A 16,730-nucleotide genomic window follows, 5' to 3' on the forward strand; every position below is an offset into this window, starting at 1 on the left:
TGGTATTTAAAGGTTATTTGGTTTTCATGGAAGCTTTGATGAGGTAGAATATCAGAATGGCATAAGCACCCAGCGCCAGCACTTCAGACCAAGTGTTTTGCAACCATGCATCGTTCACGAGGTTGATTCCTCCGAAGCGCATGGCGGCGCTTACCACGCCCATCAATGCACCGCCGGCAATGAAACCGGAGGCAAGCAGTGTGCCTTTTTCCCCGCGTTCGGCATTGAGAGCGGCATCCTTGCTGCGGCTGGTCACGTACCAGTTGACGGCACCGCCTACTACCAACGGGACATTCAGTTCCAATGGGATGAACATACCCAATGCAAATGCCAGTGCGGGAATCTTGCAGAAGTTGAGGATGACGGCCAGCACTGCACCGATGCCGTAGAGCAGCCAAGGAGCACCCACACCGTTCATCAGAGGTTCGATAACGGCTGCCATGGCATTGGCCTGCGGAGCAGCCAGTTGTCCGCTGGTGAAACCGTATGTCTTGTTCAGGATAATCATTACACCACCTACGGTAGCGGCAGAAACGATGGTTCCGAGGAACTTCCAGGTCTCCTGCTTGGCAGGCGTGCTACCCAGCCAGTAACCGATTTTCAAGTCTGTGATGAAGCCTCCCGCCATGGACAGTGCCGTACATACAACACCACCCATCACCAGTGCCGCAACCATTCCTCCGGGACCTTTCAACCCTACGGCTACCATGACTACGGATGCCAGAATCAATGTCATCAGCGTCATTCCGGATACGGGATTTGTGCCCACAATCGCAATGGCATTGGCTGCCACGGTAGTGAACAGGAAAGCGATACCTGCTACCAGCAGGATGGCTACAATGGTATGTGTCAGGTCACCTTGCATCACATCGAAGTAGAAGAACAGAACAACCAGCAGCAATGTGATGATGGAGCCGATGGCGATAATCTTCATGGAGATGTCCCGTTGCGTGCGCTTCACGCTGGCCTCTACATTGGATTTACCGCCCATTTCCTTGGCAGCCAGCCCTACGGCGCTCTTAATGATGCCCCAGGACTTGATAATGCCGATGATACCTGCCATGGCTATACCACCGATACCGATGCTCTTGGCATAGTATTTGAAAATATCTTCCGGAGCCATAGCGCCTACGGTTGCTGTGATTTCGGGGTTCCATTGGTTCAGTACGGAGTCTCCCCAAATCATGGACATACCGGGGATGATAATCCACCATACGGCCAGCGAACCGGCACAGATGATGGACGCGTATTTCAGTCCCACGATATAACCCAGACCGAGCACAGCAGCACCCGTATTAACCTTGAATACCAGCTTGGCTTTCTCGGCCAGCATTTCGCCGAGGCCGCATACGCGGGTAGTGAAATTCTCGTTCCACCAGCCGAAGGTTGCCACGATGAAGTCGTATAGACCACCGATGATACCTGCCATGAGTAATGGTTTTGCCTGGCTGCCGCCCTTTTCACCGGAGACGAGCACTTGTGTGGTGGCTGTTGCTTCGGGGAAGGGATACTTGCCGTGCATGTCGCTCACGAAATATTTACGGAAGGGGATAAGGAAGAGAATACCCAGCACACCTCCCAGCAGAGAGCTGATAAAGACTTGTGCAAAGGTAACAGTGATTTCTTTCGGATAGGTTTCCTGAAGGATATAAAGCGCCGGAAGGGTGAAGATGGCACCTGCCACGATGACGCCAGAACTGGCACCGATAGACTGGATAATGACGTTTTCGCCCAATGCGTTTTTGCGTTTGGCGGCACCCGATACGCCGACGGCAATGATGGCGATGGGGATGGCGGCTTCGAATACTTGTCCCACCTTCAGCCCCAGATAGGCGGCTGCGGCCGAAAAGAGAATGGCCATCAGAATACCCCATGTCACCGACCAGGCATTTACTTCTGAATACTTCTTGTCCGGGCTCATCAGAGGGTTGTACACTTCTCCCGGTTTCAGTTCACGGAACGCATTTTCCGGCAAGCCGGTGATTGGTTCTTCTTCTTGTTTCATAGGTTTTGTAGTTTTATGTTTTTCTTTAATAGACTTCAAAGATAGTGCAAACCGAATGCAGGATAAAATGAGCAAGCTCATTATTATTCTGCTGAGGTGCAGCCTATCTTCGCATTTTAGGCAAAGAAAGCAAAAAAAAAGGAGATTTAAAAAAATCTCCTTAATTCTGTATGGTAAAATGCTTATTTGGCATCTTTAGCGGTCATGTCCCCTTCGATAAATAATCGCATGATTTCCGTTTTGGCATTGGTGCGCAGGGTAATGGATTTCTTGAAGTGTCCGGGGTATCTTCCGGTTCCATTATAAGTTACTTTCACTGTTCCAGTCTTTCCCGGTGCTATCGGTTCTTGTGAATATTCGGGAACGGTACATCCGCAGGAAGCTACAGCTTGATGGATGACAAGCGGAGCATCGCCTACGTTCGTAAACTTAAAGGTGTAGCTGACCATCGGACTGTTTTCGGAGAATGTGCCGAAGTTGTGGGTGGTCTGTTCGAATTTGATGTCTGCCTTTCCTTGTGCATAGGCATAACCGATGCTCATAACCAGCATCATCATATAAAAAACGACTTTCTTCATGTTCTTATCTTTTTTATATTTCAACGGCGCAAAGGTAACCCATTTTCATTAAAATAATGCCTATGGTGTGCGAAATTGTATTAAATCGGGCTCAAAAGGCCTTTGGGCGAATGATAAGCAAGGAAAAATAAGGGAAACGGATGGCCGCTATCCGCTTGCTGTCATTGATATACTTCTCTTCCGGAGTGCCTACATTCTCAAAATAGTGATACCGGTATTCGGGATGCAGGCGGATGCAGCGGTGAATCTCATCGGTGCATCTGGACAGCTTCATGATGACAACCGCACTGTTTTCGCTTGTCAGTCTTTCTATCTCTTCTGTGGTGGCGATACCGGGTATCACCGTCAGCCGCTCTTCCTGGCTGGCTACATGGAGCCCGCCCAGTGCGCCGGCGGCAATGAAGGCGGGGATACCGGGGATGTGCTTCACGGGGATGCCGTCTGCCTGCAGTTTGTCATATACATAGTGTATGGAAGAGTAGAATCCGGCATCTCCTTCGGCAACGATGCAGACTTTCTTTCCTTGTTGCCGGAGGGTGGAGCTCTCCATATAGACCTCGTCGTAGGCGCTCAGGGCTTTTTCGCGCTGTTTGCTCATGGGGAGTGGAAAGCGGCGCACCGTGTTTTCCGGAATGTCAAGTTGCAATAGGATGTCGGCTGCGCGTGAAACTCTGTTTCCATCTTTGGCCAGTGTCTCGGGACAGAAGATGCAGTCGGCTGTCTGCAGGGCTTTCAAGCCTTTTACGGTAATCAGCTCCGGTTCGCCGGGACCGAGAGATACAAATATGACGGGGAACATTTGCATGAAGACATTAAAGGTTAAAAATTAAAGAACAGCAAAACGGCTACAAAAGTGGGGAAATAATCAGTAGCAAGCAAGATAATCGCTATCTTTGTTTTTTACTAAAACAATCTGTCTTTATGGATTATCAACTGAACACCCGTTTGAATGGCAACATAGCCATGACTTCCAGCTACCATGAGCGTGCGTCGCTGCAACGTGACAAGACTCTGTATAAATTCATTTGGGTACAGAGCGGTACGCTGACTCTGGAAATAGACCATATCCCCATGCGCCTGGAAAAGGATGAAATCGTGACCTTGACCCCGTTGCATCACCTGGAGGTAAAAGAGGTGGACGGTGAATACCTGACGTTTGTATTCAACAGCAATTTTTATTGCATCTATGGACATGACAACGAGGTCTCTTGCAATGGATTCCTTTTTTATGGCTCCTCCAAGGTGATGAAACTGGCACTTTCTGCCGGGCAGTCTTCCAACTTGCATGACATAGTCCGCATTTTCCGGCAGGAATCGGTCATCCATGACAACCTGCAGGAGGAGATGCTGCGGATTGTCTTGAAACGTTTCATCATTACCTGCACACGCATTGCGCGCCAGCGTTTTGGGGTGGGGCAGGAGAAGGAAAAGACGTTTGACATCATTCGGCAGTATTACGTATTAGTGGACCGGCATTTCAAGGAGAAGAAGCAAGTGCAGGATTATGCTGATATTCTTTGCCGTTCTCCCAAGACACTTTCCAATCTGTTCTCGACCTGCGGGTTGCCTTCCCCTTTACGGGTGATTCATGACCGCATTGAGGCAGAAGCCATGAGATTGCTGCTGTATACCCACAAAAGCGCTAAGGAAATCAGCTCCATTCTGGGCTTCGAAGACTTGTCCGCGTTCAGCCGTTTTTTCAAGAAAATGACCGGCGAGAGTGTCTCGGACTACCGGAAAAGAGTGAAACGGGAAGAATTGCCAACTGTTGCGGAATAATTGCCATTTCGTACGTGGTGGAAAACAAGGAACTTTGCAAAAACAAAAATCAAGTCATATTACTGAAACCATTTAAAAAGTAGAACAAAGATGAAAACGAAATTGCAAAACTTGTTTATGGCTGCGTTGACGCTGGCCGCTTCCACTCAAAAGTTGGGTGTTAATTTGATTCGTGTAGCCATCCTGGTTATTTTCGTATGGATTGGTGGGTTGAAATTCTGGAATTATGAGGCTGAAGGGATTGTCCCTTTTGTGGCGAACAGCCCGTTCATGAGCTTCTTTTATACAAAGAGTGCCCCGGAGTACAAGGAGTATAAGCTGAAAGAGGGCGAGTTCAATGAGGCGAAACATCAGTGGCACGTGGAGAACAATACGTATGGTTTCTCCCACGGTCTGGGCATTCTGATTATGGCCATCGGCATCCTGACATTTCTGGGGATATTCTCTCCGAAAATCGGACTGGCGGGAGCCGCACTTGCCATTGTCATGACGATGGGTACCCTCTCTTTCCTGGTGACAACCCCTGAGGTGTGGGTGCCCGACTTGGGAAGCGGGGAGCACGGCTTTCCGTTGCTGACGGGGGCAGGGCGCTTGGTCATCAAGGATACGGCCATTCTTGCCGGTGCCATTGTCGTACTGTCTGACAGTGCAAAAAGAGTATTGAACCAATTAAGGAAATAGACGTATGAAACAGTATGATGCCATTATCATCGGATTCGGCAAAGGCGGAAAGACATTGGCTGCCGAGTTGGCAAAACGGAAGCTGGACGTTGCCGTAGTGGAGCGTTCGGAAAAGATGTATGGAGGGACATGTATCAATATCGGTTGCATTCCCACAAAAACATTGGTGCATGCGGCAAAGCATGCGGACAAAGACGCTTCTTGGGAGGTCAAGAAGGCATACTATCGTCAGTCCATTGCAAGGAAGGAAGAGGTCGTCTCTTTCCTGCGTCAGAAGAATTATCACAATCTGGCCGACAATCCTCATATAACGGTCTATACGGGTATCGGCTCCTTTGCAGGTCCGGATGTGGTGGAAGTTGGGATGGTGGAAGGGACATTACAATTGCAAGCTCCCCGGATATTCATCAATACGGGTGCCGAAACCGTCATTCCACCGATAGAGGGGATACAAGGTACCCCACGGGTATATACCAGCACCTCCATTATGGAACTGACTGAGCTGCCGGCACAGCTCGTCATTGTAGGTGGGGGATACATCGGACTAGAATTTGCTTCCATGTATGTTTCATTCGGTTCGCAAGTCACGGTGCTCGAGGGCTCTTCCGAACTGATATCCCGGGAGGACCGGGACATTGCGGACAGTGTCCGGGAGGTATTGGAACAGAAAGGAATCGTTTTCAGGCTGAATGCACGCGTGCAGTCCGTGAAAGACTCTGACGTCATTTACCGGGATGCGGTCACGGGAGAGGAACATCAGTTACACGCAGATGCCATCCTGCTGGCTACCGGCCGGCGTCCGAATACGGCTGGCTTGAATCTGGCGGCGGCAGGTGTAGAGGTGAATGAGCGCGGTGCCATTGTGGTGGACGACTATTTGCAGACTACCAACCCCAAGATACATGCTATCGGTGATGTAAAGGGCGGTTTGCAGTTTACCTACATTTCTTTGGATGATTACCGCATCCTGCGCGAAGACCTTTTCGGGGCAGGAGAACGCAAGGTGTCCGACCGTGACCCGGTGAGCTATTCGGTATTCATCGACCCGCCGCTTTCACGCATCGGGCTGAGCGAAGCGGAAGCACGCAAGAAGGGATTGAATATAAAGGTCAACAAGCTGCCGGTAGCCGCCATTCCGCGTGCCAGGACTTTGGGCGATACGAACGGACTCTTCAAGGTGGTGGTGGACGCCGATACGGACAAGATAGTGGGATGTACGCTGTTTGGTCCGGAATCGAGCGAGGTCATCAACCTGGTGGCAATGGCTATGAAGACCGGGCAGGAATATACCTTCCTCCGTGATTTTGTCTTTACACATCCCAGCATGAGTGAAGCACTGAATGACTTGATGGGCTTTTAAAGATTATTTAGGCACAATATCCGTCAATTTGCAGGAAGAGCATTTGCGTATCTCCCCAAAAATGACGAATATTGTGCCCGAATTCTATAAACCCCAATAGTCATGACCCGGATATCTGCCATAGGCATTGCACTGCTGTGCATTTTATGCGTAACCTCTTGCGGCTTAAAATCAAGACAGACTACTACCGAATCTTCTTCCGAAACGGGCTATTCTCCGGTTATGACAGACACGGCAGCTACCATTGTACCGCTTTATGCCAAAGGCTATACGGTGAAGTACTTGCCGCACCATGTCCGCCTGGTGGATATACACGACCCTCAGAAAGAAAACGGCAACACCTTCCATTACGCACTGGTACCGAAAGGCATAAAGCCTGTCGGTATACCGAGCGACTATACGGTGATTGAAACGCCGGTAGAGCACGTTATGTGCATGACATCCCTGCAACTTTCCAACTTCATCCGTCTGGATGCCTGCGATTATGTGGTGGGCATCACCAGTACGCGCCATCTCTTCAACAAGGAGATGAACGAACGTTTGAAGTCCGGCGAGACCGTGAAGATTGGTATCGAAGGGAACTTTGATAATGAAGTGATAATGAGCATGAATCCGGATGTTATCTTTATCTCTCCTTTCAAGCGGGGCGGATATGATGCCATGCGGGAAATCGGTATTCCACTGGTTCCCCATTTGGGATATAAGGAGATGACCCCGTTGGGGCAGGCTGAATGGATAAAATTCATCGGCATGTTTATAGGCCAGGAAGTGGAGGCGAATGAAAAGTTTGCTGCGATAGAGAAGCGCTATAACGAATTGAAGGAGCTGGCTGCCAACGTGAAGAAGCGTCCGATGGTATTCAGCGGCGAGATACGGGGTGGCAACTGGTATGCAGTGGGAGGAAAGAGCTTTCTTGCCGAACTGTTCCGTGATGCCGGTGCGGATTATTTCTTGAAAGACGATCCCCGTTCGGGAGGTGTCACGCTGGATTTTGAAACCGTATATAGCCAGGCGGAGAGTGCCGACTATTGGCGCATTGTCAACAGCTATGACGGGACATTCACGTATGATGCCTTGAAGTCCCTCGACCCGCGTTATGCCGACTTCCGTGCGTTTCGTGAGAAGGGAGTGGTATACTGCAACATGCGTGAGAAACCCTTCTACGAAAGTATGCCCATGCAGCCCGAAATTGTATTGGAAGACTTGATACATGCTTTCCATCCCGATTTGTTGCCTGACTATAAACCGACTTACTACGAACTGCTGAAATGATAAAAAGACCCGTACTTCCGTTGATGTTGCTGACACTGGCATCTATCTTTCTTTTTTTCCTGCTGAACCTGCTTTTGGGGTCGGTTCACATTCCTCTGCGCTCCGTGTGGAACATATTGTGGGGAAATACGGATGAATCCGTTATTTGGCAGAATATTATCTGGAAGTCCCGCGTGCCCCAAGCGTTGACGGCATTGGTGGCGGGAGCAGGGCTGTCAGTCAGCGGTCTGCAGATGCAGACGGTGTTCCGCAATCCGCTGGCAGGGCCTTCGGTATTGGGCATCAGTTCAGGTGCCAGCCTGGGTGTGGCTTGTGTGGTATTACTGTCCGGGGCGATGGGCGGTGTGGCATTGAGCCGTTTGGGGTATATGGGCGAGGTTGCCTTGTCGGTTGCCGCCATTATCGGTGCGCTGGCTGTGATGGCGCTCATTGTCTATGTCTCCCAGAAGGTGAAGGGCAACGTGACGCTGCTGATAATCGGTGTGATGATAGGCTATGTGGCAAGTGCCGTCATCGGCGTATTGAAATATTTCAGTGTGGAGGAAGATATACGTGCATATGTCATTTGGGGATTGGGTAGCTTTGCCCGTGTTTCGGGCGACCAGATGGTGCTGTTTGTCTGCATCATGGCTGTGCTGCTTCCGTTGTCCTTCCTGCTGATAAAGACGATGAATCTGTTGCTGCTGGGCGATGGCTATGCACGCAATCTGGGACTGAACATCAAGCGGGCACGCCTGCTGGTTATCTCATGCTCCGGCGTGCTGGTGGCTATTGTAACGGCCTATTGCGGTCCGATTATGTTTATCGGATTGGCGGTTCCCCATCTGTGCCGTGCCATCTTCCACTCTTCGGACCATCGGGTACTGATGCCTGCCACATTGCTGGTAGGCGCTTCCCTGGCATTGGTCTGCAATCTGATAGCCCGTATGCCCGGCTTCGAGGGAGCTTTGCCGGTCAACTCGGTGACGGCACTGGTAGGTGCGCCGGTAGTGGCTTCTGTACTTTTTAGAAAACGGAAAGGAGAATTGAATGAATAAGGAAACCATACATATAGAGAATCTTTCCATCGGTTACCCCGGTAAGGGGGATGTGAAAGTGGTGGCAGACGGCATTTGCGCCGGAATTAACAGTGGTGAGCTGACTTGCCTGTTGGGAGCCAATGGAGTGGGGAAGTCCACGTTGCTCCGTACGCTGTCCGCCTTCCAGCCGAAACTTGGAGGAAACATATTTATTGAAGGAAAAGAGATAGGGGACTATACCGACAAGCAGCTTTCGCGCGTCATCAGCGTGGTGCTGACGGAGAAGTGCGATATACGCAATATGTCCGTCGTAGAACTGATAGGTCTGGGGCGTAGCCCCTACACCGGTTTCTGGGGAACCCTTTCGAAAGAGGACAAGATTGTGGTGGACAAATCCATCGCCCTGGTAGGCATTCCCCATCTGGCACACCGCATGGTGCATACGCTGAGTGACGGTGAACGGCAGAAGGTGATGATAGCCAAGGCGCTCGCCCAGGAAACTCCCGTCATCTATCTGGATGAACCGACAGCTTTCCTTGATTTTCCCAGTAAAGTAGAGATGATGCAACTGCTTCACCAGCTCAGCCGGCAAACGGACAAGACGATTTTCCTTTCTACTCACGACCTGGAACTGGCCCTGCAGATAGCGGACAAAATATGGCTGATGGACAAGGTGAACGGCGTAACTATCGGTACGCCCGAGGACCTTTCGTTGAACGGCAGCCTGAGCAACTTCTTTGCCCGTAAGGGTATTGCCTTTGATTTGGAAACGGGACTGTTCAGGGTAGCCAATGAATATACCTCCCAGATACGCTTGGCGGGCCACGGGCAGAAGTATGCCATGGTGCGCAAGGCACTCCAGAGAAACGGGATTCTGGCAAACCGGAATGTTGAATCGGAGATTTATATCGAAACCGGAGATTTGAAGGGAGACGGCAGCTTCGTATTCCATCGACCGGGCAAGGAGCCGGTAACAGTGTACTCCATTGAGAAATTGCTGCAAATAGTCTTGTCATTCCATTCCCTATGATGCACCATTCTGCAAAGGATAATTATGTCCACTTAACGACGACTCCGGTCCCCCGGCTGATTACGTCATTGGCTGTGCCGACCATCATCAGCATGCTGGTGACGTCCTTCTACAACATGGCAGATACCTATTTTGTGGGTAAAATAAATACCCAGTCTACGGCTGCCGTAGGTATCGTGTTTTCTGTGATGTCCATTATCCAGGCTGTGGGATTCTTCTTCGGTCATGGTTCGGGGAACTACATCTCCCGTAAGTTGGGGGCGCAGGAAACGGAGAGTGCCGAGAAGATGGCATCCACCGGCTTCTTTTTTGCCTTGTTTATCGGAGCGGCTCTGGCTGTGCTGGGATTGCTGTTCCTTACACCGCTTTCCCTTGCTTTGGGGTCGACGCCTACTATTCTTCCGTATACGGAGCGCTATTTGGGAATCATTCTGCTGGGTACTCCTTTTATGACCGCCTCATTGGTGCTGAATAACCAAATACGTTTTCAAGGTAATGCGGCGTATGCCATGGTGGGGATTGTGAGTGGGGCGGTCATCAACGTGGTGCTCGACCCTATCCTGATTTTTGTATGCGATATGGGCATATCCGGTGCCGCACTTGCCACAGTAGTCAGCCAGATATGTAGTTTCATCCTTTTGCTATATATGGGGCGCAGAGGAGGAAATATACGTATACGTTACAGAAACTTTACGCCTACACTGGCTTTCATCAAGGAAATTATTGGGGGTGGAACTCCGTCACTCACCCGGCAGGGACTGGCAAGCGTGGCAACCATTTTGCTGAACGTGGCGGCCGGTGCATATGGTGACGCAGCTATTGCAGGGATGTCCATTGTGACGCGTATCTCTATGTTTATCAATGCTTTCCTAATTGGTTTCGGGCAAGGCTTCCAACCGGTATGCGGATTCAATTATGGTGCCGGGCTGTATGCCAGAGTGCGCCAAGGATTCTGGTTCTGTGTGAAGGTAGGCTTTTTCTTTTTGCTGGTTTGTGCGGTGGCAGGTATGGGATATGCCGAGGAGATTGTCTCCATCTTCCGCAAGGGAGACCCTGCTGTTGTAGCTACCGGTGCGGCAGCATTGCGCTGGCAGTTCATCACCTATCCGTTGGGTGCATGGATTGTGGTCAGCAACATGATGCTGCAGACTATCCGCAAGCCCGTACGCGCTACGATACTTTCCTCTGCCCGTCAAGGGCTGTTCTTCATCCCCCTCATCTTCATTCTTCCTTATTTCTTAGGACTGAAAGGGGTGGAGATGTGCCAGGCGGCGTCGGACATGCTGACCTTCTTCCTCGCCATTCCATTGACCTGCGGGGTGCTGGCGGAGATGAAGAGGAAGGAGGCGGAACAACTGCAACAGCGGCAATCTTGAAGTTTCTGCGTCCCTATTCAATTTTCACGGGAGCTATCGGTTGCCGCTTCACTTTATCGAGGGGAGCTGCATGGTACTCGATGCGCCCGAAGTCTATCTGTCTCAAATCAATGCTTCTGATTGTACTGTTGTACATGGTGCGATAGTAGATGATACCGTTTGTCATATCTGTGGCCGATGTCCATTGGGTGGCACTTGGAATATTGGCAGGAACCTGGCCGAGGGGAAACTCGATGCCTACGGGTATATCAAAGTTATTCAGTATCTGAAAACATTGGAGAACGGTTTCCTGTGCGGTATTCTGTGGTGGTGTAGAAGTCTGGTAGAAAGCGGCACGGATAAAGCGGGAAGGGGGAGTCACATCTCCCGGAATTCCCAAAAAGCCGCTTCCCGAACCGAAAGGGGCTATAGTCACATTGCCCAGCGATTTGCTTTCGGCACTGCCCGGGTAGAGGTTCACATAATTGTTTAAGTTGGTCATCTGCCAGTCAAAGCCGGGGGAGTTTGTCAATACTCCCAGTTTGTTTTCATAGAAACGGGGCTGTCCGTCGATGAACTCCAATACCAGTTGGCGGCCGGTCTTGTCTGCAATCCGCCAATGTACGGTGGAGGCGCGTGGGTCAATGGCTATGACCGTCACATTTTCAATAGCCTCCTTTACCTCGTCCACAGTAGAAAAGCTTCCCAACAGCCATGATACCAATTGTAAATCGGCTATGCTCGACGCTTTTCGTGTGGGGTCGTACTCCTCATATTTGCCATATCCGGGAAAGTAGAACAGCCCGGCGGAGAGCCCGGCTTCATTCAGACCTTCGGCCACGAACTCCTTTTGCTCCACTGCCAGGCCTACGTAGCCATAGCGTGAGGTGAACTCCATGCCGGACAGACTGCCTCCGGGTGTCAGTGATTGTTGCGAATAACCGCGCGGTACGATGACGTACTGGCTGTTCAGCTCACTGCCTCCCCATTCGATGGTGCGGGCTACGACGTGCGCATTGTCTTTGGCCGTCAGGGTGATACCGGTACATGCCTCTGCTGTTTGAGGGGCGAAGGTGAGGGCTGTCATTGCTGCCAGCAGGATAGGAATTCTTTTTGCCATATTATTCAGTTTATATTGTTGAGTATCTGTTTGTATACTAAACAACTCTGTATGGCAAAATGTTCCCTTACCAGAACCGGTACCCCAGCGTAAAGAATGCGGCGAAGTTCTTGGGAAAATATCCTCCTTCTTCCGAATGACCTATCATCTGGTTTATCTGCTCATTGACTTTTACCAGTCCCACTTGTGTCTCTGCACCGATGATGAATCTTCTGTATTCAAAAGTAAGTCCCAGGGCAATACCTGCATCGAAACGGTTGTTACCCATTTTCCCGTCTACCATACTGCCGAAAGTGTCTATCTTGAACTGGTATCCTCCCTGCATACTGCTGCTGCTATAATCGTAGGTCTCGCCGGAGGTCTTGCCTGCCACGCCTATGGCCGCATAAGGGCCGACGCTCAGCGAGGCATGATAATCCCTGCCCAGATGGAGGCGGGCCGCTATCATGAGGGGGATTTGCAGATACAGTTCATGCATTTTGGCCTTGCCGATGTGGCTTATCTCGTCTTTACCGCCGATGGACACAAACTCCAATGCGGATTGCAGCACCCAGGTCTTGTTGAGGACATATTCTGCACCGACACCAGCTTTGTAAGCTATTTGGGTGTCACTACTGGAGTGTTTTCCATGAAAATGGGAGGTACCGATTCCAGCTTTTGCATGAAAGGACAGCGGGCTTTGTGCCAGACCGGTCAGTACGGTCATTGCCATACAGACGGTAGTGATTATCTTCTTCTTCATGAGTAAATTTTTCCGTTTTCGGTTATGAGTAATACTGTTAGTTCGCCATTGGGCAGTAAGGGGGCACAGTGCCGGTGACAGAGCTCAATCAGTGCCTTGCCAAACTTTTCCAGCAGCTCTTCGGGAATGATGTCCCAGAGTTCGCGCGCCAGGTTCATCTGTCCGATGGCGGCAAGTGTTTCTTCGCTGCATCCCGTCTGGCGTGCCAGGTCTTGAATGAATTCCTTATTCATGGTCACTTTCTTGCTGTGGGTATCCAGATTGCCTTCGGCCAGTTTCACGGCCTTTCCCATCATCACGCCGAGGGTGACGTGCGGTACTTGCTCTTCGGCTGCTATTTTCAAGGTTTCGCCGATAAAGTTGCCGTAATGCACGAAAGCCTGGGTGGGGAGGTCGGGATAATACGCCTTGATGAAACGTTCGCTCTTTGCGCCGGAGCTGATGACGATACGAGGGTTCCGGGTTGCCTTTGCCACTTCCATGGACTTCCGGATGGAATTGATGAAGGCTTCCGAGGAGAATGGCTTCACGATGCCGGAGGTCCCGATAATGGAAATGCCTCCTTCGATACCGAGGCGGGGATTGAAGGTGCGTTTGGCTATTTCTTCTCCACCGGGGATGGAGATGGTAATGAGAATAGGATTGGGCTGTTTGGCAATATGGAGGCGTTCAAGCCATAGCTTGACGTTCTTCTTTATCATTTCGCGCGGGGTGTCGTTGATGGCAGAGCTACCGAGCTCAAGTCCCAGACCGGGCATGGTGACGACACCTACGCCTTCGCCGCCGCAGACGATGATGTTGTAGTCGTCCTGGGGAGTGTCTTCCGGCAGCGGGTCGTCTATGCGGAAAGGTATGGCTATATTGGCCACAACTTTCATTCCGTTGGTGATGTCCGGGTCGTCGCCGGCATCCTTGATGACGGTAGCGCTTGTCTCGAACATGCCGTCACCGTTTTCCAGAAGGTCGGAGTGGGGAATATGGCGCTGAGGCTCTACGGGAACCTGGATGGTTTCTCCGTTGGGAAGAACTACCGGAAATTCCGTAGGACGCTTTTTGAAGTAGATATTGAATACATCCCAGGTGGCGGCTACGGCGGCAGCGGCGGCACATGTTCCGGTGGTCAGTCCGCTGCGCAGGGGGAAGAAGTCGGGTAAATGTTTCTCGATTATGCGGCGCAGGCCATGCTCGCCGTTTACACAGATAAACTTGTCGGATGTCTTGGGGCGGCAGATGGCAAAGATGCGTATACCCAGTTGCCGGGCAGCTTCCACCTTTTCGCAGAATCCGCCCGATATCCCGCTTTCTTTGAGGAGGATGGCTTCGGGATGAAGCTGTTTCATCAGGACTTGCTCGTCTTCTCCGGGCGTGTAGTAGTAGAGGTTCTTCTCGGAGAAACCTTGTTCCCGGGCGAGCTTGCGCGAGCTGTCACGGTCGAGGATGCGGAAGTAACAGCAGGCATTCTGCCACAAAGGCTTCAGCTTACCTATGGTCTGTACGCCGGTCAGTGCAAGTAAGATGAAAATCTTTTCTTTCTGTATCTTCTCGATGGCATCGTCATAATCCCTGCACCAGGTGATGTGTTCTTCATCGCGTTTCGGGAAGATACGCTCGAAACGGATGACGGGGATATTCGATTCCACGGAGACTTGTTCCAGAGTCTCATGCAGCTGTGTGGCAAAGGGGTGCGCGGCGTCTATCAGCAGCTTTATGTGATGCTGTGCACAGAATGTTTCTATTTCTATTGCATCCATCGCGCCTTGCAGGCGGATGCCATTATGCAGAAGTACGTCCTGCTCATCCCCTTTGGTAGAATAGTAGAAAGTTTTTCCGGCTTCTTCAAGGGTTTGGATGGCTATGCGTCCTTCGGTGGTTCCGCCAAATATTAATATCATGTTTGAATGTTTATGGGTGATTAATCGTTGATTTATTTCCGGTACAGATGCTTGAACTCGTGTGCATAGAGCCGTGACAGACCTTCACGGTTGCCGATGGCTTCGCCTACGACAATCATGGTTGTCAAGGTGAGGTTATTTTCCTTCACTATTCTGGCAAGGTCTTTGAGTTCCCCCCTGAATATTTGTTCGTCTTTCCATGTCAAGTGGTAGCAGACAGCTACGGGGGTAGTTTCCGGATATTCCTGCAACAGTTCTTCCTGCACCTGCTTCGCAATGCTTGCACTGAGGAAGATGCACATGGTACTTTGTGAACGTGCCATGAGATGTAGCTTTTCGCGTTCGGGCATGGGCGTACGTCCTTCGCCGCGTGTTAGGATGATGCTTTGCACTTTTTCCGGAATGGTGAACTGCGACTTCAAGGCAGCTGCCGCCGCCTGGAAGGAGGATATGCCGGGGGTGATGTGGTAGCTCATACCGTGCTGGTCAAAGTAGTTCATTTGTTCCTGAATGGCACCATAGATACAAGGGTCACCCGTATGCAGGCGTACGATGAATTTTCCCTTGTCATAGAACTTCTTCATCACTTCAAATTGTTCTTCCAAATCCATGGAAGCGGAGCTGAGTACGGTAGCCCCGGCCTTGGCACAGAGAGTCAGCTCCCTGGGAACGAGACTGCCGGCATACAGAATGAGGTCGGCGCGTTCCAGCATTTGGCGTCCGCGTACGGAAACCAGGTCCGGGTCGCCCGGGCCGGCACCCACTATTTCGATGTGGCCCTGGCGCACAGTTCTTATGTCAAGGGCGGCGGCCACGGTATAGTTCTCTCCTTTCTTCTTGGGCACCAGCAGCCGGGAGTTGTTTGCACTCAGTAAGGCGGCGGCTTCGCTGACGCTGGGGGTACCCATGTGCTTCATGACGGTTTTGCTGGGATGGGGCACCTCTATCTCTGCCAGTTCCTCGGCTGTATAGAAGTAGACCGGGAACTTCTTTTGGAGCGCTTTCACTACCGGTTCGTCACTTTTGGCTTTAATCGTGGAGATGGAGGCGATGCTTTGGGGCATGATGCCGTATTCCTTCAGCGTGTTCATAATCTCTTTCTCCACTTTCCGCACGGGACCTGCCAGCCGGGCAAGGCCGATGCCGAGGTGTACGACACAGGGCACGTAGCATATCATAGGCATTTCCGGGAAGTTGGGGACTTGGGGAGATACGCACAGAATCAGTTTGAAGCGTGAAGGTTTAATGTCCTGCACCCGGTAGAATACTTCTACATGAGGCGGCAGGTGCGCCTCCATCCAGTCCGTGCCTTCATTGCGCACCGTGAGCAGCAGGGCGGTGGGCTTGCCAGAAACGAAGAGGCTGATATGCTCGTTCATGCATACTCTTTTTTTCTCTTCGGGCGTCTTGGCAAGTTCTGCCAACAGGAGGGTGGAGGGCTCGGCGTTGATGACCGGAAACCACCCGAAACGTTGGGGCAGGGTATCGAGTCCCCATAGACCGGTGCAGTCGCTTTGCGTGGTGACTACCGGTTCGGCCCCGAGGATATTCGCTACCTGGTGGGTCAGTTCGTTGGCTCCTCCGATGTGTCCGGAAAGTACGGAGATGGCAAATTTACCGGTACTGTCCACGCAAACCACGGCAGGGTCGGTATATTTGTTCTTCACGCAAGGAGCGATGGTGCGGACACAGATTCCCATGGCGCCAATGAAGACAAAGGCATCATAGCGGTTGAAGTTTTCCGCTGTGAATTTGCCGGCGGATTCTATATGTGTGCATCCCTCTTCGTGCCTGAGGGTGAAGATTTCGGAGTCGGGAAGTTCGTTGAGTAGTGATTGGGCTATGCTCAAACCGGCTTCGGAGATTAGAATAATAGCTGTTTTCATAATGGGTATGT

At 51.1% G+C, this 16,730-nt stretch carries 14 protein-coding genes; 7 read left to right on the plus strand and 7 right to left on the minus strand.

The window, feature by feature from the left end; all coding sequences use genetic code 11:
- Positions 1-13: 13 nt before the first annotated feature.
- The 3 genes from EYA81_RS17620 to EYA81_RS17630 form a co-directional block, all read right to left on the minus strand.
- Positions 14-2,005: an OPT family oligopeptide transporter gene (locus EYA81_RS17620; RefSeq protein WP_119961901.1), complete on the minus strand. Its 1,992-nt coding sequence runs from the start codon at positions 2,003-2,005 to the stop codon at positions 14-16.
- Between the two features lie 182 nt (positions 2,006-2,187).
- Positions 2,188-2,583 carry a DUF1573 domain-containing protein gene (locus EYA81_RS17625; RefSeq protein WP_131226227.1) on the minus strand — a complete coding sequence of 132 codons (396 nt, stop codon included), beginning with the start codon at positions 2,581-2,583 and terminating at the stop codon, positions 2,188-2,190.
- A gap of 91 nt (positions 2,584-2,674) precedes the next feature.
- The gene (locus tag EYA81_RS17630; RefSeq protein ID WP_181980942.1) at positions 2,675-3,382 is read right to left on the minus strand and encodes a precorrin-2 C(20)-methyltransferase; all 708 of its coding nucleotides are present in this window, start codon (positions 3,380-3,382) and stop codon (positions 2,675-2,677) included.
- Between the two features lie 122 nt (positions 3,383-3,504).
- Between EYA81_RS17630 and EYA81_RS17635 the strand changes: the two genes are divergently transcribed.
- From EYA81_RS17635 to EYA81_RS17665, 7 genes are all read left to right on the plus strand, one after another.
- Entirely contained in the window at positions 3,505-4,362 is an 858-nt protein-coding gene (locus EYA81_RS17635) for a helix-turn-helix domain-containing protein (protein ID WP_005836651.1), read from the plus strand.
- A gap of 90 nt (positions 4,363-4,452) precedes the next feature.
- Entirely contained in the window at positions 4,453-5,043 is a 591-nt protein-coding gene (locus tag EYA81_RS17640) for a DUF417 family protein (RefSeq protein ID WP_044468336.1), read from the plus strand.
- A gap of 4 nt (positions 5,044-5,047) precedes the next feature.
- Positions 5,048-6,403, plus strand: a complete 1,356-nt coding sequence (locus EYA81_RS17645; protein ID WP_131226229.1) for an FAD-dependent oxidoreductase — start codon at positions 5,048-5,050, stop codon at positions 6,401-6,403.
- 102 nt (positions 6,404-6,505) lie between these two features.
- Positions 6,506-7,675: an ABC transporter substrate-binding protein gene (locus EYA81_RS17650; protein WP_117964386.1), complete on the plus strand. Its 1,170-nt coding sequence runs from the start codon at positions 6,506-6,508 to the stop codon at positions 7,673-7,675.
- Complete coding sequence (locus EYA81_RS17655) at positions 7,675-8,712, plus strand: iron ABC transporter permease (protein WP_034529853.1); 1,038 nt, start codon at positions 7,675-7,677, stop codon at positions 8,710-8,712. The genes EYA81_RS17650 and EYA81_RS17655 overlap by 1 nt, the downstream gene beginning before the upstream one ends.
- Positions 8,705-9,724 carry an ABC transporter ATP-binding protein gene (locus EYA81_RS17660; RefSeq protein WP_009038555.1) on the plus strand — a complete coding sequence of 340 codons (1,020 nt, stop codon included), beginning with the start codon at positions 8,705-8,707 and terminating at the stop codon, positions 9,722-9,724. The genes EYA81_RS17655 and EYA81_RS17660 overlap by 8 nt, the downstream gene beginning before the upstream one ends.
- A complete protein-coding gene (locus EYA81_RS17665) occupies positions 9,721-11,100 on the plus strand; it encodes an MATE family efflux transporter (protein WP_005829402.1) in 1,380 nt (459 codons plus the stop codon). The genes EYA81_RS17660 and EYA81_RS17665 overlap by 4 nt, the downstream gene beginning before the upstream one ends.
- Before the next feature lie 13 nt (positions 11,101-11,113).
- Here the strand turns inward: EYA81_RS17665 and EYA81_RS17670 are convergent, their stop codons facing one another.
- The 4 genes from EYA81_RS17670 to cobM form a co-directional block, all read right to left on the minus strand.
- Positions 11,114-12,199 (minus strand): linear amide C-N hydrolase, encoded by a 1,086-nt coding sequence (locus EYA81_RS17670; RefSeq protein ID WP_005829400.1) that lies wholly within the window; start codon positions 12,197-12,199, stop codon positions 11,114-11,116.
- 67 nt (positions 12,200-12,266) lie between these two features.
- Positions 12,267-12,941 (minus strand): outer membrane beta-barrel protein, encoded by a 675-nt coding sequence (locus EYA81_RS17675; protein WP_131226232.1) that lies wholly within the window; start codon positions 12,939-12,941, stop codon positions 12,267-12,269.
- A complete protein-coding gene (gene cbiD, locus EYA81_RS17680) occupies positions 12,938-14,833 on the minus strand; it encodes a cobalt-precorrin-5B (C(1))-methyltransferase CbiD (RefSeq protein WP_057281165.1) in 1,896 nt (631 codons plus the stop codon). Before cbiD ends, EYA81_RS17675 begins: the two co-directional genes overlap by 4 nt.
- A gap of 32 nt (positions 14,834-14,865) precedes the next feature.
- Positions 14,866-16,719 carry a precorrin-4 C(11)-methyltransferase gene (gene cobM, locus EYA81_RS17685; protein ID WP_009038551.1) on the minus strand — a complete coding sequence of 618 codons (1,854 nt, stop codon included), beginning with the start codon at positions 16,717-16,719 and terminating at the stop codon, positions 14,866-14,868.
- Positions 16,720-16,730: the final 11 nt, after the last annotated feature.

Origin of the sequence: Bacteroides sp. A1C1 (assembly GCF_004328515.1) — a bacterium.
GTDB classification, from domain to species: Bacteria; Bacteroidota; Bacteroidia; order Bacteroidales; family Bacteroidaceae; genus Bacteroides; species Bacteroides uniformis.